Genomic DNA, 24,321 nt, shown 5'->3' with positions numbered 1-24,321 from the left:
GAGTACGCCACTGGCTGCCAGCTTTGTCCACCACGCCGCTGAATCTTTCAGAGTCATTGTTTCGACTTCCTGATATGGACGCCTGATTTCGACCCGAACCGGGCATTTGGCTTGCGCTGACCAGCGGCCGCAAACCGCTCCGAACCGGACAGGTTACTCCCGCCTTTTGGGCTTAGCTGGGGGGGGCGGCCGCTTTATCTCTAACCAAGAGGGTGGGATGGGAGGTCTCGGAAAGGGTGGGACGTAACAAGGGCCCGCAAAGGTCCGAGGTGCCGCCATTGCTCAACACGGAAAGCGCGCAATCGTAGTCCTATGGAAAGCCCAGGGGGTGGCGCACGCCCGGCCGACATGTCGGCATCTTCATTTGGAATGCACATGAAAAGGGCCCAAATCGGGGAGGCAGGGGTGTTCCTCTGGCGCCAAGCAGGCATGTAGGAAAATCCCTACAAAGGTTTCTCTCATTCGCCTCAACAACTCGGACAGGCGGGGATTACAAGTCCCGTTCATGAGTGCATACTTAGGATGGCCGTCAAGCCCTCAAGGAATACCTTAGGAGTTTGGGTTCAGGCAACAAGTTTGGTCAGGGTATATGCACTATTGTGGTGCATATATTTGATACCCAAAATGCTCACTGATTGATGAGTAGTGTTTCCAGTATTTACTGAACTCAGGATGAAAGTTCATGCAACAGACGGCAGTGGACAGTGCAGTACGCATCGCTGACTTAGAGAGTCAGTTGACTCTTGCGCGAGGGTTCAAGCAGATTGCTCGGGAGATCTTGGAAACCGGTGATAGGGATTACCTATTACAGCGCCTTGCGCTGATTATGGGGGAGAATCTGAGTTGCAATCGGGCTCTCATATACGACATCCAGATGGATGCCAGATGGGTGGTTGGCTTGTGCGAGTGGCTGTCAGAGGCCAATGGCTCCGTAATGCCAACACGGGATACCTATGCCCTCGACATTTTCGAGAGGGGTATCCGACATATATGGGATTCGCGGGGTCACCTAGAAAGTCACTGTAACACAGTGCATCCATCCTTCATGATGGATGGTTCTGCTCAGCTTTTGCATGGCAAGATGCAGATCCAGAGCCTCCTCTGGTATCCATTTGCCTTTCGGGAAGACGGGTTCTATCTGCTTGTTTTTAATCAAACGGATCGTCGACGTGATTGGCGGCCCGCAGAGCTGGATTTCTGTGAGTCAGCCACATATCAGGTGGCTCTGGCGCTGCAAAAGATGAAACTCATCGAAAAGCAGCGATCGACAGAAGCCTTTCTGAGATCAGAAAAGGTTAGAGCGTTTGAACTGGCAAAGCTGGCAGACACTGCCAATCGCGCCAAGACTCAGTTTCTTGCAAATACCACCCATGAGTTGCTCACGCCGCTCAATGGTATTATTGGTATGGCACAAGTGTTGATGGATGCCCCATTAGAGCATGAGCAGTATTCCGACGTGAAGGTCATATTTGAGTGCGGCCACAAACTGCTCGCTCGAATCAGGACTCTACTTGAGTTCACGGAATTGGAACGGGGGGAAAGAGAACTTCAAGGTCTTGTCTATGATCCTGCAGGCCTGCTCAGCCAAGTGAAGTCAAGTGTTATCAGCGAAGCGCAGGAGAAAGGTCTGAGATTAACGACTGAAGTGGAGCCCGGTGTTCCGTCGCGTCTGTGGGGAGATCCCGAGGCGGTCAGTCAGACGCTGACAATCTTGGTGGATAATGCAATTAAATTCACCCACAAAGGGCAAGTCAAAGTGACCTTGAGCGCCAATGATCAAACCTTGCGCATCTTGGTCGAGGATACCGGTGTCGGCATTCCGCTTGAAAAACAAGCATGTTTGTTCGAAAGATTCAGTCAGGTGGATTGCGGTGAAACGCGCGCCTACCCCGGACTGGGGATGGGATTGGCCATGGCCCGGTTGTTGGTGCAACATATGGGGGGAGAAATCGGCCTCTCCAGTGACGAAGACCGGGGATCAACGTTCTGGTTTCAGATACCGTTGCAGGCACCTGCGCCGTCAGCGGAAGGGTTGTAAGGCCGCTGAGAATGGCGACGTTCAGGAATCGCCAGGATCCAGGGCTTTTGAATGCAACAACATGTGCTCCACTTCCTCGGCCGGCATGGGTCGGCTGAACAGATAGCCTTGTCCCTGCACGCAGCCATGATCCAGCAGGAAGTCCCGTTGCAACGTGTTTTCTATGCCCTCGGCGATGACCTTCAAGCCCAGGGTCTCACCCAGTCCGATGATGGCGCGGATGATGGCAGCATCCTCGGGATGGTTGGCGGGGTCTTGCTCCATATCGGAGACGAAGGAACGATCGATCTTGATGGCATGCACCGGCAGGCGCTTGAGATAGTTCAGGGAAGAGTACGCAGTGCCGAAGTCGTCAATGGAGATGCGGATCCCATGACCGTGAAGCTCAGTCAGGGTACGTATGGTCTGGTCAATGGAGCTCATGGCCGCGCTCTCGGTAATCTCGATTTCCAGGTCGCCAGCGTCCAGGCCGGTTTCGGCCAAGACGGTGAGGATGCGCTCGACAACGCCGGGTTCCCGGAACTCGCGCGCTGACAGGTTGACCGCCACGGGCACCGTCGGGACACCCCGGGCTTTCCAGACGCGAATCTGCTCGCAGGCCTCTCGCAGGATTGCCGGCCCCAGTGAGAGGATGAAGCCGGTTTCCTCCGCCAGGGGAATGAAACGACCCGGTGAGACCATGCCCCATTGAGGGTGGCGCCAGCGCACCAGGGCCTCCAGGCTGAGGGCGCGCCCGGTGACCAGTTCCACTCGGGGTTGGTACACCAGATGGAATTCATTTTGTTCCAGTGCCTGGCGCATCGCCTGATCCAGTTCCATGCGTTCCTGCAGCGCTGCGTCCATTTCCGGGATGTAGAAATGGTAGCAGCGGCGACCTTCGGCCTTGGCGCGATACATGGCCGCGTCGGCATGACGTACCAGCTCCTCGGGGCAATCACTGTCCCCGGGGTAGACAGCAATACCGATACTCACGGTGATGGAAACCTGCTGGCATGGCAGCGACACCGGCTGATTCAGACTCGCCTGGAGCTTTTCGATCACGGGGATCACGTCCTCCACATGCGTGAGGCTGGACAGCAGTAGGATGAATTCATCGCCGCCGAAGCGGGCCACCGTGTCTTCTTCGCGCAACAGGGTGCGTAGACGTTGCGCGATGTGGATCAGCAGTTGATCCCCCTGGGCATGACCCAGCGAGTCGTTGACCACCTTGAAATCATCCAGGTCGATGAACACCACGGCCACAGTCTGCTGATCCCGTCGGGCCTGGGCGATCGCCCGATCGATCCTGTCCAGCATGACGCTGCGATTGGGCAAGCCGGTCAGCGGGTCATGGAAGGCGAGATACTCCAGGCGCTGGGTCAGGGCGCGCTTGTCCGAGATGTCCTCCGCCAGCTTGATGTAATGCGTCACCTCACCACGGGCATTGCGGATCGGTGAAATCCGAGCCTGCTCCCAGTAAGGCTCACCCGAGCGGGTGCGATTGTTGAATTCGCCTTCCCAGGTTTCGCCGCCGCGGATTGTTGCCCAGAGCGCTTCGTACTGCTCCACGTTCTTTTCGCCGTAGCGCAGCATACCTGGTCGCTGTCCGAGCACTTCCTCGCGGGAGAAACCGGTGATGTCACAAAAACGCTGGTTCACGTACTCAATCACGCCATCCGTGTCGGTGAGCACCACGACGCCGGGGCTTTGCTCCACCGCATAGGCCAGTCGCTTGCTTTGCTCCTCGACCAGCTTGCGCTCGGTGATGTCAAGGGTGGACCCCAGTATCTTGCGCAGATGCCCATCCGGGCCATGGACGGGAGAGGCCTGATGCAGTATCCAGCGCCACTGGCCCGTCTGATGGCGCATGCGTACTTCGAAGCGGAATCGCCCTTGCGGTTGTCGCGTGTACTGCTCGAATTGGTGAATGCCCTCATCGCGCTCATCGGGGTGGATCAACGACCGCCAGGCTTCCAGGTCATCCTCCATCTCATGATCCCGGTAGCCCAGCTGTGCCTTGAGTTCGTGCGATAGAAAAACCTCCCCATTCGGGCGCCATTCGAACAGGCCCACGTTAGCGCCCTGTACCGCCTCCCATAGCCGTTCCTGATCCTTCAGCCGCGCCGTGAGGTCTACATCCATGCAGTAAAGGCGCAGGTCATTGGGAGCATGTTCCACCACAATATGGGAGGAGAGCACTCTCAGCAGATGACCATCCCGATGCCGCAGATTCAACTCCTCCGAAGGGGGGAGCGTCCCCCCCTCGCGCAAGTCCCGCATCCGCGCGAAGAACACCTGCCGTTGTTCCGGGGGAATGATGAGGTCTGCCAGATTGGTGCCCACGGCCTCATCCGGGCAATAGCCATAAAGGCGCTCACTGGCAGCATTCCAATAGAACGTCGTCCCATCAAGCCAATAGCCCTGAATGGAGATCTCGGGCACGTTATCCAGCAGCTGGGTGAGGGCCGCCTCATTGCGCTGCAGCGCCGCCTCCGCCTGATGGCGTGCGGTAATATCCCGGTTGGTTCCGCGGTGCCCCCGATAGCGACCCGACGCATCCCACACAGAGCGGCAGTCGTGCTCGATCCAGCGGACATCGCCGGATTGCGTGATGATGCGGAAGTGCAATAGGGCGTTGCTATCTTCGCTGCCCTCGTGCTGATGTCCTTCATACACCAGCCGGTCATTTGGATGGATGATGCGTAACATCAGACCCGGGTCGTCCAGAAAGGCCTGTGCAGGATAACCGCTGATTTTTTTGCAGGCGGGCGACACATAACGGAACCTGTTATCCTCACCCATCCAGTAATCCCAGTCGGTTGAGAACTGCGCGAGGATACGATAACACTCCTGCACTTCGCGCAGTCGCTGGTTCAGCCCCTCGAGGGTGCGCCGCTGATCCACGGCTGCGGTCTGGTCCACCATGCTGCAGACGAACTCTGCGTCCTCATCGTAGGTATTGGGGATGTGGATGATCTTAAAATCGGCGATCACCCGCCCCCCGCCGGCCCCGCGTACTGGGATCTCAAAGCGTTCAGCCGACCCTTCGTGGGCGGCCTCATGCAGCGCCTTTTCCAGTTCATGGTGGTGTCCGGGCATCGCCAGATGCCGGAACAGCTGCTGGTCCATGGCCAGCAAAGTCCGCGCGGCGCTATTGGCATCGAGTAGGAGGCCCTGTCGATCGATCACGAAGGTTGGGAGCGGGATGTCACGATAAAATCGATTGAATCGAGTCAGGGCGCGTTGGGCGACCTTCTCCCCTTCTACCAAGGCCTCGTTCTGCAACACGAGTTCCGCGTGATAGGCGTGCAACTCTTCCAGTAGATGACCAAGGTCGATGTCACCCTGCTGGATTTGGAGCTCGATGTCCTTCCACGCGTTGTCGCGCAAAATGGCCTGAGCACGCTCGCGTAATCGCTTGCTGTCCATATAGGCGTCTCAACTATTATTCTGGTTACACCACGTCCAGGCCGTAGAAGCCGAACACGCGACCATCGGTGGCAAGGGGCAGCATCAGCAGCGATTGGATGGATTGGGCGCGGAACTCGGCCAACTCATTGGCCGCTTCCGGTGGCAGGGCCTCCACATCGGGCACATGCACAGGCTCTTGTCGATGGATCTTTTCGATGCACCAGGAGTAAGCCTCCAATGGTACTTCGGAGATGCGGCCAGCCTGGGGGATCACGCCTTGGGCACACCACTCGTGGGTGTTGTCCATCAAGCGCCCGTCTTCCTGAAATTCAAAGACGTAGGTGCGGTCAGCCTCAAAGAATCGGCCGATGCGCTCCAGTGCCCTGTGGATGGCTTCCTTAGTGTCTTCCATCGGGGCGTTGACAATGTCGACCGAGATGGTGGCCACCATCTCCTGGAAGGCGGCCTGGCGCCGCCGCCGGGTGATGTCATGAACAAAACCGTCGAGATAGGCCACACTGCCGTCGTGCTCGAAAATCGCCCGGCCCTTTTCATGCACCCAGCGGACCTTGCCATCCCTGTGCAAAATCCGGTAATCGATATCCCAGCCCCGTTTTTGGGCCACGCGGGTGTTGATCCTGTCTGCCACGTAACCGGTATCGTCCGGATGGACCAGACTTTGGAGAGTTCGCACCGAGTTGTGAATAAACTCCTCGGCCGGGTAGCCGGTCACCTGTTCCGCCCCCTCGCTCACATAGAGCGCAGTCCAGTGCTCATCGAACTGGCAGTGGTAGGAGAGGCCGGGGATGTTTTCCGTCAGTGACTGAAACTGGTCCCGGGCGCGCTTGAGCTCATCCTCGGCCTGCTTTCGCTCGGTGATGTCGCGCAGGACGCCGACCGCATACCAACGACCATGAAGGGCGAGCCTTGAGATCGACAGCTCCACCGCGATCTCGTGGCCATGTTGGTGCAGGGCTTCCAACTCGGTCATGGTTCCCACTACCGGCCCCTCGCCATGCTCGCGGAAGTGGCGCATCCCCTGGCGGAACGCAGCCCGGTAGCGCTCTGGGGCAATCCGGTCATGGATCCGCTCACCGTACAGGGTGGCAGGATCATGACCGAGCATGGCCTCGAAGGCTGGATTGGCGTAGACGAGGCGATCCTCGTCGTCGATGATCAGGATCGCATCCAGCGCGGCTTTGGCGATGGCCTCGGTGAGTTCGTCGGCGGCCAATGGGCGGAAAGTCACGTTGGAGTACTCCTGTCAACGGGGCTCGGCACTCAGTCAGGGCGATCGCCGTTGGGCGAACTGACGGATGAGGCTCACAGCAGGCAGTGATCGTTCTATCCTGCTTTTTTTCGTTTGCCTTTCAAGCATTCTTCTCTGCAGGTTGCCAATCTGGCCACCTTGAAAGCCAGTCTGCGCGGTGGCGCCAGTTTCTCAGGCCCATGGTCTTTGGGCTCAAGGCTCTGATCCTACTGCATCGTGACATCGAACACCCAGTGGAGGCGAATCACAATCCCCCAGTACTGGCGCGTGACCTCAACGAGTTGTTCCCGTATTACGTCCCACCCTGTCCGTAGCCTCCAATCCCGCCCTCCTGGGGCGAGATGAAGAGGCCATCCCGAGGTGAGTCCAACAGGTGGGAGTAACCTGTCCGGTTCGAACGGGCTTGCGGTCGTTGGTCAGTGCGGGCCGAATGCCCGCTCAGGGCCGACAACAGACACTGCATGACCAACGGCCACTCCACGATCTTTCTGGCCGATGCTGCTGTGTTGGCAGGATTCACTTGGCAAGGCGCGCCCATGCCGCGTCCCCGGACACGCTCGCCACCGTGGGTCTGGTGCATGGCATCGCGCAGATCCGACGTGACCTGAAGCAGGTATTGGAGGTCCTTGACCGGCAGGGAGTGCAATGGAGAGGAAATATCCGACGAAAAATTTATCCCTTGGCTTGATCGACCCAGAACTCCAGACCCTGCACGTTCAACTCCACGTCCATCCCCAGCAGTTCCCTGATCCGGGGTTCCGGCAGGTCGCAGCCGTGGGCACGCAGGCGCTTCACCAGCAGGGTCATCATCTCTTCGACCAGGGCCTCGTGCCGTCCTTCGCCGGTATCGCCATGTTCGCGGGCCATGTCCACGTAGGCATCGATCAGCTCGTGCTGCTCTGCCTGCAGTCGCGCCAGGTTGCCCACTCGCCCGTAATGGGTGAGGTACATGTACTCCAGCCCCTGATCCACCAGGCGATCCACCGAGGCGTGCAGGGCGTCGGGATCAAACTGCACCGGTGTGGTGGTGGGCAGGGCGAAGGCGCCTCGGTTGGTGTCGAACTCACGATAGGACAGCCCGAAGGTGTCCCCGCTGAAGACCCCATGACCCATCTCGTCCACCACACTGAAGTGGTGCTTTGCGTGCCCGGGTGTATCCAGGAAGGTGAGGGTGCGGCCATTGAGTGAGACCGTATCGCCGTCCGCCGCCTGGATGACCCGCTCCTCCGGGATGGGCAGGATCTCGCCGAACATCCGTGCCATGGCCTCTTCACCATAGACTGCCGCGGCCCCGGCGATGAGCTTGGAGGGGTCGATCATGTGCCGGGCACCCCGCGGGTGGATCACCAGCCTGGCCTGGGGCAGGTGCCTCATGAGTGCCCCGGCGCCGCCGGCGTGATCCAGGTGGACATGGGTGGGGATGACATAGTCCACCTGGTCCCGTCCGATGCCCTTGAGCTCCAGGACTTCCAGCAGCCCGGGTACGGACAGGGCCGTGCCTGTCTCCACAAAGGCGGCGCGATCGCCCTCCTGGATGAGATAGCAGGCGGCCAGACCGGGGCGCTGGATCTGTGCGTCGATCAGGGTGATGCCATGGCCCAGATCCTGGTGTGTCGCTGCTGCGGGCATGAATAACCTCCTAGGGTGTCTTGTGGGTGTCTTGCAGGCGCGTGCCGGTACAGGGTGGCCCTGAGCGGCAAAGGGCTCAGATCATGAAGCGGTCCATGAATTCATGCACCGGGGTTGGGTTCAGGCGATCCGCATCGGCGCACAGGGCCAGGATCTCCTGAGCCCGCCCCTTGGTAAAACGGCTGCGCAGTGCGCCCTCGAACTTGCGTTCAAGCTCGGGCAGGCCTTCGTCGCGACGCCGCCGGTGACCGATGGGGTATTCAACTTCCACCTTGTCAGTGTGCGTGCCGTCCTTGAAGAAGACCTGCACCGCGTTGGCAATGGAGCGCTTGTCCGGATCATGGTATTCCCTGGAATAGCGTGCGTCTTCCACCACCTGCATCTTTTCCCGCAGGGCATCGATGCGCGCATCGGCGGCGATGTCGTCTTCATAGTGGCGGGCGGTCAGTTCTCCGAAGATCAGGGGGATGGCCACCATGTACTGCAGGCAGTGGTCCCGGTCGGCAGGATTGTACAGGGGGCCTTGCTTGCTGATGATGCGGATGGCGGAGTCCTGGGTGGTGAGTTCCACCCGATCGATCTCGTCCAGGCGGTCTTTCACCTGGTCGTGGAGGGCCAGGGCGGCCTCCACCGCCGTCTGGGCGTGGAACTCGGCGGGAAAGCTGATCTTGAACAGGATCTGTTCCATCACGTAGCTGCCGTAGGGCCGCTGAAAACGGAAGGGCTGACCCTTGAAGAGGACATCGTAAAAGCCCCAGCGGGGCGCACTGAGCACGCTGGGCAGGCCCATCTCCCCCTTCATCACCATCATGGCCAGGCGCACGGCGCGCCCACAGGCATCGCCCGCGGCCCAGGACTTGCGCGAGCCGGCGTTGGGGGCATGGCGATAGGTGCGCAGGGCCTGACCATCCACGAAGGCCTGGGAGACGGCATCGACCACCTGATCGTGTCGGGCACCGAGCAGATGGGCACTGACGGCAGCGGAGGCGACCTTGACCAGTACCACATGATCCAGTCCCACCTGGTTGAAGCTGTTCTCCAGGGCCAGCACCCCCTGGATCTCATGGGCCTTGACCATGGCCTGGATGACTCGATCCATGGTGAGGGGAGGGTGCCCGTTGGCCACGGCCTGTCGGCTCAGGTGATCGGCCACGGCAAGGATGGCCCCCAGGTTGTCCGAGGGGTGCCCCCACTCCGCGGCCAGCCATGTGTCGTTGAAATCCAGCCAACGCACCATGGCGCCGATGTTGAAGGCCCCCTGGATGGGGTCCAGTTGGAACGAGGTGCCCGGGATGCGGGTGCCGTTGGGCACGAGGGTGCCCGGGACAACCGGGCCCAGGTGCTTGGTGCATTCGGGATACTGCAGGGCCAGCAGGGCGCAGGCCAGGGAGTCCATCAGACAGTGGCGTGCGGTATCCAGGGCCTCGGTGGATGTGATGGGGTCGCCGCAGACATAATCGGCGATGGCAGTCAGTTCGGGATCAGGATCGGGGCGAACATTGGTATCGGCGGTGGTTGCGGTCATGGGTCATTCCCCCTGGTTTGGGTGGTATGTGTCCGCCGGTGCCCTCACCCCAACCCCTCTCCCCAGAGGGGAGAGGGGCCAAAGTCTTTCCCTTTTCCCCTCTGGTCTGGGGAGAGGGGTTAAAGTCTCTCCCTTCTCCCCAGAGGGGAGAAGGGTCGGGGATGAGGGGAGAGATCAGCCCCGCTGGTTCATCGGTACCCAGGCCTGATTTTCCGGGCCGATGTAGTTGGCACTGGGACGGATGATCTTGCCGTCCTGGCGCTGCTCGATCACGTGGGCCGCCCAGCCGGCGGTGCGGGCGATCACGAAAATCGGGGTGAACAGCGGTGTGGGAATCCCCATCATGTTGTAGGAGACCGCAGAGAACCAGTCCAGGTTCGGGAACATCTTCTTGGCATCCCACATGACCGTCTCCAGACGTTCGGCCACCTCGTACATGCGCATGTCACCCTGCTGCTCGGACAGGCGGCGGGCCACTTCCTTGATGACCTTGTTGCGCGGATCGGAAATGGTGTACACGGGATGACCAAAGCCAATCACGATTTCCTTGCGGGCCATGCGCTCACGGATGTCTGCCTCGGCCTCATCGGCATTGTGATAGCGCTGCTGGATATCGCAGGCCGCCTCGTTGGCCCCCCCATGTTTGGGACCGCGCAGGGCGCCAATGGCACCGGTCAGGGCCGAGTAGATGTCGGAGTTGGTGCCCGCCACCACGCGAGAGGTGAAGGTGGAGGCGTTGAACTCGTGTTCCGCATAAAGGTTCAGGGAGGTGTGCATCGCCCGCACCCACTCCTCGGAAGGTTTGCGACCGTGCATCAGGTGCAGGAAGTGCCCGCCCATGCTGTCGTCGTCGGTTTCCACATCGATGCGGCGACCGTGGTGTGCAAAGTGGTACCAGTACAACAGGGCTGAACTCAGGCAGGCCAGCAGGCGGTCGGCAATCAGACGGGCGCCGGCCACGTTCATGTCTTCCTTTTCCATCTCCAGGGTGCCCAGCATGGAGACGGCAGTGCGCATCACGTCCATGGGATGGGCAGAAGGTGGGATCTGCTCCAGGGTGGTGCGCAGGGCAGCGGGCAGACCGCGCATGGAACGCAGCAGCGCTTTGTAGCGCTCCAGTTCGGCGCGGTTGGGCAGAGTGCCATGGACGAGCAGGTAGGCAATCTCCTCGAACTCCGCCTCATCGGCAAAGTCCAGGATGTCGTAGCCACGGTAGTGCAGGTCGTTACCCGTGCGGCCCACGGTGCAGATGGCGGTGTTGCCAGCAACGGTGCCCGAGAGGGCAACGGACTTTTTCGGCTTGGGCTTGTTCTCGGTTTCACTCATTTCGCGGTTCTCCGTCTCGTCTTCTTAGCCGCCTTTGCGGTATAGCTGGTCCAGTTTCTCTTCGTAGGCGTGATAGCCCAGATGTTCGTAAAGCTCCGCTCGGGTCTGCATGGTATGCAGGGCGGCCTCCTGCGTGCCATCCTGGCGAATGGTCTCATAGACGTTGAGCGCCGCCTTGTTCATGGCACGGAAGGCCGACAGTGGGTAAAGCACCAGGCCCACGCCCACACCCTTGAGTTGTTCAGTGGTGAACAGGGGGGTGCTGCCGAATTCGGTGATATTGGCCAGCACGGGCACGTCAACCGCATCCACGAATTGTTGATACTCCTCCAGGGTCGTCATGGCCTCGGGGAAGATCATGTCGGCGCCAGCTTCCACGCAGGCTCTGGCCCGGTCAATGGCCGAGTCAATGCCTTCCACGGCCAGGGCGTCGGTTCGCGCCATGATAACGAAATCCTCGGCGCGCGCGTCGGCGGCGGCCTTGATGCGATCAACCATCTCCTCCTGTGTGACGATGGCCTTGCCGGGGCGGTGGCCGCAGCGCTTGGATTGCACCTGGTCTTCGATGTGGCAGCCGGCGGCACCCGCGCGGATCAGTTCCTTCACGGTGCGGGCGATGTTGAAAGCGCTGGAGCCGAACCCGGTGTCGGCGTCCACCAACAGCGGCACGTCGGTGACATAGGTGATGCGGCGTACGTCTTCCAGAACGTCGTGCAGGGTGCTGATGCCAAGATCGGGCAGGGCCAGGGAGCCGGCGGCCACGCCGCCTCCAGAGAGATACAGGGCCTTGTAGCCCACGTGTTCGGCCATCATGGCGTGATAGGCATTGATGGCGCCCACCACCTGCAAGGGTTGTTCTTCCTGGACGGCGGCACGCAGGCGCGCCCCGGGCGTGGATGGATCGCTCATGTGAACTCCTGAAAAACCAAAGGAATGAAAAACGGAAGGTAGGCGTGAAGACCTGCTTTGGCAGGGGGCTATCCAGTGGCTCCCAGGTTTTGACCCTGTCGGCGGGTCAACGACGCCTGGGCATCGAACAGCATCTCCACGTTCACCCGTGAACTGCGAATATGGCGGCGCATGATCAGTTCGGCCATCTCCGGATCCCGATCGGCAATCGCCTCGACGATATGACGATGCTCCCGAAAGGCAATCCTTGCCCGGGAACTGGCCATGCCGAACTGGTACCGATACATGCGCATCAGGTGGTATAGCTCATTGCATAGAAACTGGATCAAACGGGCATTACCACTGGCCTGGATGATCCGATAATGAAAATCCAGATCGCCTTCCTTCTGAAAATAGGCGATGCCGTCCTTCACGTCGGCCCGTTGCTCATGCTGCTTGAGCAACTGACGCAGGCTGTCAATCTCCGTGGCGGGCATACGCTCCGCCGCGAGCCGAGCGGCCATACCTTCCAGCGCCTCCCTGAGCAAGTAGAGCTCCAGCAGGTCCTCCTGACTAAGGGAGACCACACGCGCGCCCACGTTGGCTCGCCGTTCCACCAAGTGGCAGGCCTCGAGGCGCCCCATGGCATCCCGCAGTGGACCGCGGCTGATACCGTATTCAGTGGCCAGTTCCGGCTCGCTGATCTTGCTCCCAGCGGGGATCTGGCCTTCCACAATGGCCTTGCGCAAGCGGGAGAAGACCCGATCGGCAATGGTCACGCCCTGTTCGCCTGGCTGCTCGGTATACGGTGGCATGGGTGGATCCGGATTGTTAACAATATTAGGTTAACAGCATGGAAAGCAGGGGTAAAGGGAAAGGTTTGCTGACAATTTGCCTTCCCCCCTCACCCCAACCCCTCTCCCCTGAGGGGAGAGGGGCGCGGAGGGCAGTGGGCATATCGGTTACCCCTTTTTTCCCTCCGCATACCCGATGCCCGTCAGGTTCTCCCGGATTTCATCCAGGATGGCCGGATCATCAATGGTGGCCGGGGCCTGGAAGGGCTCATTATCGGCGATCTTGCGCATGATGGCGCGCAGGATCTTGCCCGAGCGGGTCTTGGGCAGGCGCTTGACCACCGCCACCAGCTTGAAAGCCGCCACGGGGCCGATCTGGTCGCGCACCTGAGCCACCAACTCCTTGCGCAGACTTTCTTCATCCTGCTCCACACCGCTCTTCATGACCACCAGGCCCATGGGTAGCGACCCCTTGAGGGTGTCCTGCACGCCGATCACGGCGCACTCCGCCACCGCCGGGTGCGAGGCCAGCACCTCTTCCATGGCGCCGGTGGACAGCCGGTGGCCCGCCACATTGATCGTATCGTCGATACGGCCCATCACGTACAGGAAACCTTCCTCGTCCAGGTAACCGGAGTCGCCGGTCAGATAGTATCCAGGCTGGGCACTGAGGTAGGCCTCCTGGAAGCGCTGGTCATTTTGCCACAGGGTGGGTAGGCAGGCCGGTGGCAGCGGCAGCTTGATCATGATGCGGCCCATCTGACCGGCAGGCACGGGCTCGCCATGGTCATCCAGGATCTGCACATTGTAGCCGGGCACGGGCTTGCCGGCGGTGCCGGGTCGGATGGGGAACTGTTCAATACCCAGGTAGTTGGCGGCGATGGGCCAGCCGGTTTCCGTTTGCCACCAGTGGTCGATCACTGGACGCTCCAGGATCTCCTGAGCCCAGCCCAGGGTGTCGGGGTCGCACCGCTCGCCGGCCAGGAACAGGGCCCGGAACTTGCCCATGTCATAGCGCTTGAGATGCTCGGCCTTGCTGTCTTCCTTCTTGATGGCCCGGAATGCCGTCGGTGCGGTAAACATGACCGACACCTGGTATTCCTCAATCACCCGCCAGAAGGCTCCGGGATCCGGAGTGCCCACGGGCTTGCCTTCATAAACCACCGTGGTGCACCCATAGAGCAGTGGGGCGTAGACGATATAGGAGTGGCCCACCACCCAGCCTACATCGGAGGCCGCCCAGAAGACCTCGCCGGGTTCCATGCCGTAGATATTCTTCATGCTCCAGTTCAGGGCCACGGCGTGGCCGCCATTGTCCCGCACCACGCCCTTGGGTTTGCCGGTGGTACCGGACGTATAAAGGATGTAGAGGGGGTCAGTGGCCTTGACCGGAACACAGGGGTGGGGCTCCACGCCATCGATGGATTCATTCCACTCCACGTCACGCCCCGCCGTCATCTCGCCCGGTCCCTGAGGGCGTTGCAGGACCACGCAGTGGTCCGGCTTGTGTTCGGCCATCTCGAAGGCCTTGTCCAGCAGCGGCTTGTAGGGCACGACCCGGTTGGGTTCAATGCCGCAGGACGCCGCCACCAGCACCTTGGGCTTGGCATCGTTGATGCGCGTGGCCAGTTCGTTGGAAGAAAAACCGCCAAAGACCACTGAATGGATGGCCCCCAGGCGCGCGCAGGCCAGCATGGCCACCAGGGCCTCGGGAATCATGGGCATGTAGATGATGACCCGATCCCCCTTCTCCACACCCAGGCGGGCCAGGCCACCGGCAAACAGGGACACCTGTTGCTGCAGTTGGGCATAGGTGATGGTCTGTTTGTTCTGGGTGACGGGACTGTCGTAGATGATGGCAGCCTGCTTGCCCCGGCCGCTTTCCACGTGGCGATCCACCGCGTTGTAGCAGGTGTTCAGTTCACCGCCCGCAAACCAGTGGTAGAACGGTGCCTTGCTGTCATCCAGCACCCTGTCATACGGTTTGTACCAGTCGATCCCCTCGGCGGCTTCACCCCAGAAACCCTCCGGATCATTGACCGAGCGGTTATAAACCTCTGCGTAACCCATGACTCGCTCCTGCTGTGTTAGTCCCCGTCAGGGGTGTGACGGCCACATTCTGGTGGGTGGCCTTTCAATATTGAGCCCGTGACGGGCCTGGTTCGTATATCGTCAAGGCAAGACCTTAGAGGATTTGACGGATGTGTCAACAATCTTGAGGCGTGTGCAGGAATGAGAAGGGATATGCGGGGAGGATCCCCAGCCAAAAAGGGGGGTATGTGTCGACCATCTGTGGCGGCGGGCATGAGGCGGGCGTGTCTCGAAGGCTGGGGGGTATCGGCTCAGAATCGCGGCAGATCCGGGAAGGGCAGTTGCCCTCGATGCACATGCATGGCACCGAATTCGGCACAACGGTGCAGGGTGGGCACGGCCTTGCCGGGGTTGAGCAGACCCTGGGGGTCAAAGGCGGCCTTCACGGCATGGAACTGGGTGAGTTCTGCGGGCTGGAACTGCACGCACATCTGGTTGATCTTCTCGATGCCCACGCCGTGTTCGCCGGTGATGGTGCCGCCCACCTCCACGCACAACTCCAGGATCTGGCCACCCAGTTCTTCGGCTTTGTCCAGCTCGCCGGGCCGGTTGGCATCGAACAGGATCAGCGGGTGCAGGTTGCCGTCGCCGGCATGGAACACGTTGGCCACCCTGAGCCCGTAGGCCTTTGACAACTCGGCAATTCCGCCCAGCACCTTGCCCAGCTGGCGCCGGGGGATGGTGCCATCCATGCAGTAATAGTCCGGCGAGATGCGCCCCACGGCGGGAAAGGCTGCCTTGCGCCCGGCCCAGAAACGCATGCGTTCGGCCTCATCGGTGGCGGTGCGCACCTCGGTGGCCCCGGCCCCCAGCAGCAACTCGCGTACCTCATGCACCTGCTCCGAGACCTCAGCCTCGGTGCCATCCAGTTCACACAGCAGGATGGCCGCTGCATCCACCGGGTAACCGGCGTGGACGAAGTCCTCCGCCGCCCGAATGGCGTCGTTGTCCATCATCTCCAGACCCCCGGGGATGATCCCCTGGCCGATGAGGGCGGCCACGGCTTCGCCGGCCACCTGGGGGTTGTCGAAGGCGGCCATGAGTACCTGGGCACGCTCGGGCTTGGGCAGCAGGCGGACGGTGACCTCGACGATGATGCCCAGCATGCCTTCGGACCCGTGGATCAGGGCCAACAGGTCGTACCCCGGGCTGTCCAGGGCCTCGGAGCCCAGGGTCACCAGGTCGCCATGGATGGTGAGCATCTTCACGGCCACCACATTGTGAACGGTGAGGCCATACTTGAGGCAGTGTACCCCGCCCGAGTTCTCGGCCACGTTGCCGCCGATGGAGCAGGCGATCTGCGAGGAGGGGTCGGGGGCGTAGTAGAGCCCGTGGGGGGCGGCGGCCTCGGAGATGGCCAGGTTGCGCACCCCGGGCTGTACCCGGGCGAGTCGCTTGACCGGGTCCAGATGGATGATCTCGTTGAAGCGCGCCAGGCTCATCAGTACGCCATTGGGAAAGGGCAGGGCGCCGCCGGAGAGCCCGGTTCCGGCACCGCGGGCGGTGATGGGGATGCCACGTTCCCGGCAGATGTCCAGCGCCTCGCGCGCCTGATTCAGGTCATGGGGAATGATCACGGCCAGGGGCAGTCGCCGATAGGCGGAGAGGCCATCGCACTCGTAGGGCCGCAGGTCCTCCTCTTCATGAAGCACGGCGTCTGCCGGAAGAGCCTGCTCAAGCGCCTTGATGAGATCCGCCTTCGCTTGTGGGCTGACGGTAGGGTGAGGATCGGGGTAGAGCGGATCCTTGGGAGTCTTGGGTTGAGCGGACATGAAACCCTCCTCACGAAGACATTGCATGGAGTGTCCTACCCCCGGCCCGCGCGGTCAATCGCCAAGGGACCCTGTGCTACCATCCCCTCAGTTTTCATCCACCTTTTTCAAGATCCTGGATACGGACGCATGCTCGATCCCAAAACCCTCAGAAATGACCTGGATACCATCGCTGCCCGCCTGGCGCGCCGGGGCTTTGCGCTGGATACCGATGCCTTCAATCGCATGGAGAATGCTCGCAAGGAATTACAGGTGCGCACCCAGGAGTTGCAGAGTGAGCGCAACACCCGCTCCAAGGCCATCGGTCAGGCCAAGGCCCGGGGAGAGGATATCGAGCCCCTGAAGGCGGAGGTGTCGCGTCTGGGGGATGAGCTCAAGGACTGCGAGAATCGGCTTGGGGAGTTGCAGCAGGCGTTGTCGGATTTCCTGATGGGCATCCCCAACCTTCCCCACGAGACCGTGCCTCAGGGGGATGATGAGGATCAGAACGAGGAGGTGCGTCGGTGGGGGGAGCCGCGTCAGCTGGCTTTTGAACCCAAGGATCACGTGGATCTGGGGGCGCCTCATGGGTGGATGGACTTTGACAGTGCGGTGCGTATCAGCGGCAGTCGCTTCGCGGTGATGCGCGGTGCCATGGCCCGGCTGCACCGGGCGCTGATCCAGTTCATGCTGGATGTGCATACCCGGGAGCATGGCTATCAGGAGGTCTATGTGCCCTACCTGGTGAATGCCGATAGCCTGCGGGGCACGGGGCAGCTGCCCAAGTTCGAGGCAGATCTGTTCCGCATGGCTCAGGATCCGGGCTATTACCTGATCCCCACGGCGGAGGTGCCGGTGACCAATCTGGCGCGGGATAGCATCTTGGCGGCCAACGAGGTGCCGGCCCGTTTTGTGTGTCATACCCCGTGTTTCCGTTCGGAGGCGGGCTCTTATGGCAAGGATACCCGGGGTTTGATCCGCCAGCACCAGTTCGAGAAGGTGGAGATGGTGCAGCTGGTGCCGGCCGGCGATTCCTGGCGGGCCCTGGAGGAGTTGACCGGGCATGCGGAATCGATCCTGCAGCGTCTGGAGCTGCCTTACCGGGTGGTGACACTGTGCACGGGGGACCTGGGCTTTTCGTCGGCCAAGACCTACGACCTGGAGGTGTGGCTGCCGGGGCAGAATGCCTATCGGGAGATCTCTTCCTGTTCCAATTTCGAGGATTTCCAGGCCCGCCGGATGATGGCCCGGTATCGCAATCCGGAGACGGGCAAGCCGGAACTGCTGCATACGCTGAACGGTTCCGGGCTGGCTGTGGGCCGCACCTTGGTAGCCTTGGTGGAGAACGGTCAGGATGCCGAGGGGCGCATTCATATCCCTGAGGCGCTGCAGCCTTACATGGGTGGGTTGAGTGTGCTGGATCCTGGGCTGGGAGCCGGCTGATTCCGGGCGGGTATTGCCTTCCTTGGCACGCGGCTCCTTCGGTTGGCATCAGGGTGGCCCCTGGCGGGGCGGTAAGCCTGTCCGCGGGACGATTGAAGGGTGATGGTTTGCCGCACTGATGGGTATTCGAAGGAGTGGACGATGAGGCATTTTTTATCGCGACATCGATTGACCCTGGCCGGATGGCTTTGCGGGCTCCTGGTGGCGTTCCTGGGCCTTGGGGCACCGGCGGTGGCGAAGGATCAGCCACCGATCGATGACACACCACGCCTGATCGGTCTGCAGCATCCCCACTGGTTCGAGCTTTCCCTGCTGGATCTGCGGGAGGATCTGGAGAAGGTGCGGGAGCAGGGCAAGCGGGCCCTGGCGGTGTATATCGGCATGGACGACTGCCCTTACTGCGAGGCCCTGTTCAACGTGAACTTCGCGGAGCCCGACATCCTCGACTACACGCGTCGGCACTTCAATGTGGTGGGGCTGGATGTGCTGGGCAGTCGGGGGATCACCACGCTTGAGGGTGAGTCCATGACGGAGCGGGAGTTTGCCGTGGGCAAGGGGTTGAATTTCACGCCCGCCTTCATCTTCTATGAGCCGGACGGCACGCCGGTATTTCGCCTGCGAGGCTATCACTCACCCTATCGTTTTCGTGCCGCCCTGGAGTATGTGGCTGATGGTCACTATGAGAATGAGACCTTCCGCGAGTATCTGGCGCGTGCGGACCCGCCACCCCGGTTTGATCCGGATGATCTGAATCATCAAGCGTTCTTCGCCCCCGAGCCCTTTGGGCTGGATCGCTCGCATATCCCCGCCGATCGTCCGCTGGTGGTGTTTTTTGAGCAGGGGGAATGTCATGCCTGCGACATCCTGCATACCGAGCCGCTGCGGGATGATCAGGTACTGGAACTACTGGATCTGTTCGAGGTGGTGCAGCTGGATATGTGGTCGGAGGAGACGCCGGTTCTCACCCCGGATGGGCGATCGCTGACGGCGCGGGCATGGGCGGAGGATCTGGGGCTGTTCTATGCCCCCACGCTGATCTTCTTCGACGAGGCGGGTGAGGAGGTCCTGCGAATCGACTCGGTGGTGCGGCTGCACCGGCTGCGTTCGGTGCTGGAGTATGTGCTCACCAGGGGATACGAGGACTCTCCCACCTACCAGCGCTGGCGTATGGATCAGGGGGGCTGATCAGTCCCAATCGTCCCGGTCCGCGGGTGGATCGATGCGAGGAGGGCCGGCGCGCTTCTGTGAGACCAGTTGAGCCACCAGGTGGGCGATGCCGATGATGAAGGCCACGGGGAAGAACAGGGCCAGCAGTGGCATGCCCCCGAGCATGAACAGAAAGCCCAGCGGGGAGATCTGGATCATCCAGGCGCCCAGGGCAATCAGCATCCAGCGACCGGCGAAGGTCCCGCAGTGGTCCCGGCACCAGGCCGCCCGGGCTTGCCGATCTTCCGGCGTGATACCAGGCATGTCCTTGAGGTGCCAGGGAGCGAGTAGATAGGCCAGGACGGTATGGTGGACCGGGGCATTCTTTGGGTCGGTCTGATTCATGCTTCTGCTCGCTAAGGGGCCCCAGTGGCGGGACAGTGTCGGAGCGATCAGGGTATCACGCAGGCGAGCCTCGACCCGACAGAGCCTCTATGGAAGCGCCGCACGGACCGCGTGCTAGTGGCCCGTGCGGTAGATGGCCGAGAGGGGGTTATCGACCCATGCCGGGCTGGTTCAGTCCGCCGGCGGGTGGTGGCTCAAGGCCCCTTCCCTGACCTGGGGGTTGCTGGCCCATCCCTCGACCCTGTCCCATGCCGGGCCGGCTCATACCCTCATCCTGTCCGCGGGTCCACTCCTGGGCGGTAGGCGAGTTATCAAGGATATCCCGTTGCCCGCGGTCCAGTGATCGGTATAGTGCCCGTGCGGCGTTTCGAGCTTCTCGGGCCTCTTCCAGCCGCACTTCTGCCATGGAAACGCGCGTCTCCATGCGATCCAGGAAATCGGTTTCCTGCATGGCCTCGCGACGCTGGGTCCGGTCTTCAGGGGTTTGGCGGGGCCCCATGTGCTGGATGAATTCGTCCCACAGGGCCTGTTGTTCATTGTTCAGACGGAGGGATGCCTCCAGTTGCTCGATACCCCGCTGCCCCTGCGCCATGCCGGGTTGTTGCTGCATCCCGCCCTGGCCCATGCCGCCCTGTCCCATCCCGGCCTGAGCCAGGGTCGTCGAGGTGTCGGCCTGCAGCGGAGCGGCCATGCCCACCATCAGCAGTGCCGCGCCCACGCCCACATGCAAGGCCGTCAAGCGATTCTGATTCGTTCGTTTCATCATGCAACCTCCGAGGAAAGGTGTCTGTCCCCTTTTCGATAGCCACCGGGGAACACCTCCACACCATGGCCTTCGCCCCGGCCCGGGTCAACCTCAAATGGCCTGGTCCACCCGGGCTGAATCCCCCTTGTCCATGCGCTCGATGGCCTCGTTGCCCTGCTGGGCCAGGGCGTCCAGGCGGTCGATCTGTGCATCCAGCTTCGGCAGGGCCTCCTTGCGGTAACGAGAGACCTCATCGATGGCGCCCACCACATCTTCGAAGGCATCCTCCAGCTTCTCCATGTCCAGCATGGTGGAGGCCGCCCGGTTCTGGATTTCCACGCCCTGGGTGCGCAGCGCGTGGGCCGTGCCAGCGATCATGTCCGAGGTGGTGGTATTGATGGCTTCCACCCGGTCCAGCACCAAACGCTGGTTGGCCAGGGCCATGGCCACCGTGACTGCCACATTCAAGGCGGACACGGTCACGTTGATGGCCCGGTCCACGCCACGCATCAGTTCCCGATTGTTGCGGATCACCACTTCCAGGGACAGGATGCCCTGCTGGCTCACCGCCAACTGCTGCTGCAGGTCGACAACGCGCTGGCGCAACGGGAATAGCAATTCCTCGTCCACGAACCGCTTGCGGCCATCACCCTCCGGAAGCTGCCGGGATTTTTCGCTGAGCCGCTGATCAATCAGCCGCCCCAGGGCGATCTGGCGCTTGAGTTGTTCCAGGCTCTGGCGCAGGGACTTTTGATCATCACTGAGGGTGAGATTGTCCCGATGCAGCATATCCTTGCCTGCTTCCAGGTCCTTGATGATGGCGTCCAGGGCCTCCTGGGCGGTTTCAAACTTGTTGAAATATCGTTGCAACGGCGTGCCCACACCGGGCAGCCGGGACAACATGCGCTTAAGGCCGGTGGCGGAGAGATTGTGGCGACGCGGATCCAGGTCCACCATCCGGTCGCGCAGATCCAGCAGCGACTTGGCTACCGGACCACCCTCATCGCCCTGATGGGCCAGCTTGCGGATCGGGGCCTGGAGCATCTGGCTGCGATGAGCCGCCTGACGCTGGATATCCAGCCCCATTTCGTCCACCGCCTGACGGTGGCGATGATCCGGTGCCTCCTTGGGCTCGCCTCCAAGCACCTGCTCAAGGAAACGGTCCGCCAGGGCATTCAGTTCCGGATCGTCTGTTACTGTCGTGGGATCGGTTTCCTGCTTGACCTGGGATTCGATCTCCTCAGCGGCAGGCAGCGAGAGATTGAGTGAGGATGCGTCGGCGGTATCGTTTCGGCTGGCGTTCATCTCGGGCCTCGGGTCGGGACTGCAGCATGGGATTCCATGATACGCATGCAGGGAGCCACGTTCACTCACCCTGACGACCGTAATGGTGGGCCTTTTCCACGAACTGGCGCAGGTCTTCCAGGGCCTGGTTGGCCGCTACCGAGGCGCGGGGACGGTCGGTGCTCACAGCGGAAACGGCCACAGCGGCATCATCCAGGGCTGTGATGGCAGCCTCGTTGCGGGCCCCCAGCTCCCGCAGGCGGGTTTCGGTTTCCTCCACCAATTCCAGGCGCCGCTCCAGGGCTTGACGCTCCTCGTCGGTCATCTGGGCTTGCCGGCTCAGGCGGCCTCGGACATTTTCCACATCCACCCCGCGCACACCGCGGGCCACCGAGGCCATGGTGTTCAGGTTGTCCACGGCTGTCCAGGAGACTTCCCGGACCAGGTTGAGGGAGCGTTCAAAGGTGAGTTCACGTGCATCGAACTTACCTTCGAGCACCTCGTTCACGTGGGTATAGCGGGTATAGATTCGATCCACCTGGCTGGCGAGATCCGGCCGCCTTGCCTTGAGCAGGTCACCCTTGGTCTGACACAGGGCGCGCACCAGTTCATCAGCGCCCACCGGCGGTTGCTCCGGGTCCAGGATGGCCAGTCCGGCCTCCCGTGCCTTGCGTTCCAGCGCCGCCCGCTCCCGGGCCGCTGCCGCCTCGCGCTCGGCCTCCCGGCGCCGCTCAGCACGCCGCCTCAGCCAGCCTCGCAAGCCGCGCTCGGCGGGGATGGCCACGAAGATGGCCAGCAGTCCGGCCACCCAGCCGCCCAGGGTGGGCCCAAAGCCGCCAAACAGGGAGGTGGCCCAGAGGATGAAGGCGATGAAGGGGATGATCAGCCAGTAGCGCAACAGCACCTGCCAGCGTGTGGGTGGATCCACGGGCACGGCCAAGCGCGGCTCGATCATGCCAATGATCAGCCATGGCAGGCAGGAGAGAAAAAGCCCGTAGGCAAAACCCTGGAGGAATCCCATCATGACCCTAGTCTACTACCTTCCATACCCAGAACGGAGCCCCTCTAAAAGGTGATCAGAATAAGGGGACAGACCCCTTTTCCCAGACCCCTTTTCCACATAAAGGGGTCTGTCCCCATTTTCCTACAGGATGGGTGAATGATGGTGGGGTGGGGTTTTGTTAGACTCGGCGCAGAGCCATACCCGACGCACTCCTGCGCCGGGGTTACGCAATAGGAGGGAAACCATGGGTTTTGCACCGTCCGACATGCAACTGACCAGCCCGGCTTTTTCCCAGGGCGGCGCCATTCCGACCCGGCACACGGGGGAGGGCGAGGATGTCTCGCCGGCATTGACCTGGAACGGCGCACCCCAGGACACCAAGGCCTTCGCCGTGATCTGCCACGATCCGGACGCCCCGCTGATCTCCCCAGGGGGCACCTATGGGTTCGTCCACTGGGTGCTGTACAACATCCCGGCATCGGTGACCCGACTGCCCGAGGGAGTGGAGGAATACACCAGCGGCGCCACCGATTTTGGCCGTACCGGCTATGGAGGCCCCATGCCGCCCGAAGGCCATGGCATGCATCAGTACTATTTCTGGGTGCTGGCCCTGGATCGGGAGATGGAACTGGCTGAAGGGCTCACCCTGTGGCAATTGCTGGAGAAGATCGAGCCGGCCGTGATCGGCATGAATCGGCTGGTGGGGACCTATCAGCGGGGGTGAGTCGTACCGTTGATGTCTTGGGCGTCATGGAGCGCGCCAACAAAAAAAGGGCCACCCTGGCCGAAGCCGGGATGGCCCTTGGGCGGGTTGGAACCGCTGCCTTAGAACGTCATGAAGCGGGCGTCATCAAACATCAGTTCGCCCATCTGCGGCGGGGTGGCCACGCCAACACCGTCGATCAGGTCGTCTTTGGTGTAGTCGCTGTTCGGCAGGAACAGGGCGCAGACCTGGACACTGGCAGCACCACGCATCACCTTCTGCATGATCTGCTGCGGAGTGGCGTCGGCACCCTTCATGGTGGGGCCTTCATAGGAACGGGTGGCCAGTTCGCCGCCCTTGTCGCACAGCAGCACGTGCAGTTCGGCACCGCGCTCAACAAGCTGGCCGGACAGGATCATGGCCATTGCCTGAGTCTGGGGTTCGTCGGTGGTTACGGTCACGACCACGCGGTTGCTTTCAGCCGCGGCGGCCAGGGGAATCATGGCCAACAGCAGGGCCAGGGAAATGATACCGGTCTTGAGATGCTTCATGGTCAGCAATGCTCCTGTTTGCGAATGACGAGTAACACCATATCATTAAATTCTAATGTTTGTCTTCCGTTGCGCGGGATGGAATTCACAGTTCCGGCCATCGGAGCGACTGGAGCCTGATATCCATGGTTAAATTCCTCACCCTGCTGATCTTGCTGGCCTTTGCCTGGTGGCGTTTAAAGCGCTGGTGGCGGGTGCGGCAATTCAAGGCGCAGGGGCAGCCGGTGCCCGAGGAAACGGGGATTCGTCCGATCACCCTCCTCAGTATTGTCCTGCTGGGGATCTACGGGGGATTTTTGCTCTGGCATCTATTTGGGCAGCCCCAATGATGGCGTGTGA

General features: G+C 61.5%; 19 protein-coding genes. 5 read left to right on the top strand and 14 right to left on the bottom strand.

Going from position 1 to position 24,321, the window contains the following annotated elements:
• Positions 1–682 precede the first annotated feature (682 nt).
• Positions 683–2,038 carry a sensor histidine kinase gene (locus tag BMY52_RS09380; protein WP_090253741.1) on the top strand — a complete coding sequence of 452 codons (1,356 nt, stop codon included), beginning with the start codon at positions 683–685 and terminating at the stop codon, positions 2,036–2,038.
• A 21-nt stretch (positions 2,039–2,059) separates the two neighbouring features.
• Here BMY52_RS09380 and BMY52_RS09375 read toward each other — a convergent pair whose 3' ends face one another.
• From BMY52_RS09375 to BMY52_RS09330, 9 genes are all read right to left on the bottom strand, one after another.
• A complete protein-coding gene (locus tag BMY52_RS09375; protein ID WP_090253739.1) occupies positions 2,060–5,446 on the bottom strand; it encodes an EAL domain-containing protein in 3,387 nt (1,128 codons plus the stop codon).
• A gap of 25 nt (positions 5,447–5,471) precedes the next feature.
• On the bottom strand, positions 5,472–6,677 hold the full coding sequence (locus tag BMY52_RS09370; protein ID WP_090253737.1) for a PAS domain S-box protein: 1,206 nt from the start codon (positions 6,675–6,677) through the stop codon (positions 5,472–5,474).
• 693 nt (positions 6,678–7,370) lie between these two features.
• Positions 7,371–8,327, bottom strand: a complete 957-nt coding sequence (locus tag BMY52_RS09360) for an MBL fold metallo-hydrolase (protein ID WP_090253732.1) — start codon at positions 8,325–8,327, stop codon at positions 7,371–7,373.
• Between the two features lie 76 nt (positions 8,328–8,403).
• Positions 8,404–9,852, bottom strand: coding sequence for a bifunctional 2-methylcitrate dehydratase/aconitate hydratase (locus BMY52_RS09355; RefSeq protein ID WP_090253730.1), 1,449 nt, complete (start codon positions 9,850–9,852; stop codon positions 8,404–8,406).
• Between the two features lie 174 nt (positions 9,853–10,026).
• Positions 10,027–11,178: a bifunctional 2-methylcitrate synthase/citrate synthase gene (gene prpC, locus BMY52_RS09350; RefSeq protein ID WP_090253729.1), complete on the bottom strand. Its 1,152-nt coding sequence runs from the start codon at positions 11,176–11,178 to the stop codon at positions 10,027–10,029.
• 24 nt (positions 11,179–11,202) lie between these two features.
• Positions 11,203–12,087: a methylisocitrate lyase gene (gene prpB / locus BMY52_RS09345; protein WP_090253728.1), complete on the bottom strand. Its 885-nt coding sequence runs from the start codon at positions 12,085–12,087 to the stop codon at positions 11,203–11,205.
• A 68-nt stretch (positions 12,088–12,155) separates the two neighbouring features.
• Positions 12,156–12,881, bottom strand: a complete 726-nt coding sequence (locus BMY52_RS09340) for a GntR family transcriptional regulator (protein ID WP_090253726.1) — start codon at positions 12,879–12,881, stop codon at positions 12,156–12,158.
• Positions 12,882–13,028: 147 nt separating this feature from the next.
• Entirely contained in the window at positions 13,029–14,930 is a 1,902-nt protein-coding gene (locus BMY52_RS09335) for a propionyl-CoA synthetase (RefSeq protein ID WP_090253723.1), read from the bottom strand.
• Positions 14,931–15,202: 272 nt separating this feature from the next.
• Positions 15,203–16,723, bottom strand: coding sequence for an FAD-linked oxidase C-terminal domain-containing protein (locus tag BMY52_RS09330; protein ID WP_090253721.1), 1,521 nt, complete (start codon positions 16,721–16,723; stop codon positions 15,203–15,205).
• A gap of 129 nt (positions 16,724–16,852) precedes the next feature.
• Between BMY52_RS09330 and serS the strand changes: the two genes are divergently transcribed.
• Both serS and BMY52_RS09320 read left to right on the top strand, forming a co-directional pair.
• The gene (gene serS / locus BMY52_RS09325; protein ID WP_090253719.1) at positions 16,853–18,145 is read left to right on the top strand and encodes a serine--tRNA ligase; all 1,293 of its coding nucleotides are present in this window, start codon (positions 16,853–16,855) and stop codon (positions 18,143–18,145) included.
• 141 nt (positions 18,146–18,286) lie between these two features.
• Entirely contained in the window at positions 18,287–19,330 is a 1,044-nt protein-coding gene (locus BMY52_RS09320) for a thioredoxin family protein (protein ID WP_090253717.1), read from the top strand.
• On the opposite strand, the gene BMY52_RS09315 is transcribed toward BMY52_RS09320, so the two are convergent.
• From BMY52_RS09315 to BMY52_RS09300, 4 genes are all read right to left on the bottom strand, one after another.
• Positions 19,331–19,696 carry a hypothetical protein gene (locus BMY52_RS09315; protein ID WP_090253714.1) on the bottom strand — a complete coding sequence of 122 codons (366 nt, stop codon included), beginning with the start codon at positions 19,694–19,696 and terminating at the stop codon, positions 19,331–19,333. It abuts the gene before it with no gap.
• A 148-nt stretch (positions 19,697–19,844) separates the two neighbouring features.
• Positions 19,845–20,459 carry a Spy/CpxP family protein refolding chaperone gene (locus BMY52_RS09310; RefSeq protein WP_177169919.1) on the bottom strand — a complete coding sequence of 205 codons (615 nt, stop codon included), beginning with the start codon at positions 20,457–20,459 and terminating at the stop codon, positions 19,845–19,847.
• Between the two features lie 93 nt (positions 20,460–20,552).
• Positions 20,553–21,746 (bottom strand): toxic anion resistance protein, encoded by a 1,194-nt coding sequence (locus BMY52_RS09305; RefSeq protein ID WP_090253710.1) that lies wholly within the window; start codon positions 21,744–21,746, stop codon positions 20,553–20,555.
• A gap of 61 nt (positions 21,747–21,807) precedes the next feature.
• On the bottom strand, positions 21,808–22,749 hold the full coding sequence (locus BMY52_RS09300; protein WP_090253708.1) for a cobyrinic acid a,c-diamide synthase: 942 nt from the start codon (positions 22,747–22,749) through the stop codon (positions 21,808–21,810).
• Between the two features lie 223 nt (positions 22,750–22,972).
• Here BMY52_RS09300 and BMY52_RS09295 point away from each other — a divergent pair, with 223 nt between their 5' ends.
• A complete protein-coding gene (locus tag BMY52_RS09295) occupies positions 22,973–23,452 on the top strand; it encodes a YbhB/YbcL family Raf kinase inhibitor-like protein (protein WP_090253706.1) in 480 nt (159 codons plus the stop codon).
• Between the two features lie 101 nt (positions 23,453–23,553).
• On the opposite strand, the gene BMY52_RS09290 is transcribed toward BMY52_RS09295, so the two are convergent.
• Complete coding sequence (locus BMY52_RS09290) at positions 23,554–23,982, bottom strand: DsrE family protein (protein ID WP_090253704.1); 429 nt, start codon at positions 23,980–23,982, stop codon at positions 23,554–23,556.
• Positions 23,983–24,107: 125 nt separating this feature from the next.
• Here BMY52_RS09290 and BMY52_RS09285 point away from each other — a divergent pair, with 125 nt between their 5' ends.
• Entirely contained in the window at positions 24,108–24,311 is a 204-nt protein-coding gene (locus BMY52_RS09285; RefSeq protein ID WP_090253702.1) for a hypothetical protein, read from the top strand.
• The last annotated feature ends 10 nt before the right edge of the window (positions 24,312–24,321 follow it).

This window comes from Ectothiorhodospira marina (genome assembly GCF_900109495.1).
GTDB lineage: Bacteria > Pseudomonadota > Gammaproteobacteria > Ectothiorhodospirales > Ectothiorhodospiraceae > Ectothiorhodospira > Ectothiorhodospira marina.
The sequence above is the reverse complement of the archived record's forward strand: the minus strand, read 5'-3'. Positions and strand labels throughout refer to the sequence as shown.

Bases quoted from the DNA above. Each gene is read 5' to 3' on its own strand.
- BMY52_RS09285 (WP_090253702.1), top strand. From the start codon at position 24,108: ATGGTTAAATTCCTCACCCTGCTGATCTTGCTGGCCTTTGCCTGGTGG.
- BMY52_RS09355 (WP_090253730.1), bottom strand. From the start codon at position 9,852: ATGACCGCAACCACCGCCGATACCAATGTTCGCCCCGATCCTGATCCC.
- BMY52_RS09330 (WP_090253721.1), bottom strand. From the start codon at position 16,723: ATGTCCGCTCAACCCAAGACTCCCAAGGATCCGCTCTACCCCGATCCT.
- BMY52_RS09340 (WP_090253726.1), bottom strand. From the start codon at position 12,881: ATGCCACCGTATACCGAGCAGCCAGGCGAACAGGGCGTGACCATTGCC.
- BMY52_RS09310 (WP_177169919.1), bottom strand. From the start codon at position 20,459: ATGAAACGAACGAATCAGAATCGCTTGACGGCCTTGCATGTGGGCGTG.
- serS (WP_090253719.1), top strand. From the start codon at position 16,853: ATGCTCGATCCCAAAACCCTCAGAAATGACCTGGATACCATCGCTGCC.
- BMY52_RS09315 (WP_090253714.1), bottom strand. From the start codon at position 19,696: ATGAATCAGACCGACCCAAAGAATGCCCCGGTCCACCATACCGTCCTG.
- BMY52_RS09290 (WP_090253704.1), bottom strand. From the start codon at position 23,982: ATGAAGCATCTCAAGACCGGTATCATTTCCCTGGCCCTGCTGTTGGCC.
- BMY52_RS09295 (WP_090253706.1), top strand. From the start codon at position 22,973: ATGGGTTTTGCACCGTCCGACATGCAACTGACCAGCCCGGCTTTTTCC.
- BMY52_RS09335 (WP_090253723.1), bottom strand. From the start codon at position 14,930: ATGGGTTACGCAGAGGTTTATAACCGCTCGGTCAATGATCCGGAGGGT.
- BMY52_RS09305 (WP_090253710.1), bottom strand. From the start codon at position 21,746: ATGAACGCCAGCCGAAACGATACCGCCGACGCATCCTCACTCAATCTC.
- BMY52_RS09375 (WP_090253739.1), bottom strand. From the start codon at position 5,446: ATGGACAGCAAGCGATTACGCGAGCGTGCTCAGGCCATTTTGCGCGAC.
- prpB (WP_090253728.1), bottom strand. From the start codon at position 12,087: ATGAGCGATCCATCCACGCCCGGGGCGCGCCTGCGTGCCGCCGTCCAG.
- BMY52_RS09300 (WP_090253708.1), bottom strand. From the start codon at position 22,749: ATGATGGGATTCCTCCAGGGTTTTGCCTACGGGCTTTTTCTCTCCTGC.
- BMY52_RS09320 (WP_090253717.1), top strand. From the start codon at position 18,287: ATGAGGCATTTTTTATCGCGACATCGATTGACCCTGGCCGGATGGCTT.
- BMY52_RS09380 (WP_090253741.1), top strand. From the start codon at position 683: ATGCAACAGACGGCAGTGGACAGTGCAGTACGCATCGCTGACTTAGAG.
- BMY52_RS09360 (WP_090253732.1), bottom strand. From the start codon at position 8,327: ATGCCCGCAGCAGCGACACACCAGGATCTGGGCCATGGCATCACCCTG.
- prpC (WP_090253729.1), bottom strand. From the start codon at position 11,178: ATGAGTGAAACCGAGAACAAGCCCAAGCCGAAAAAGTCCGTTGCCCTC.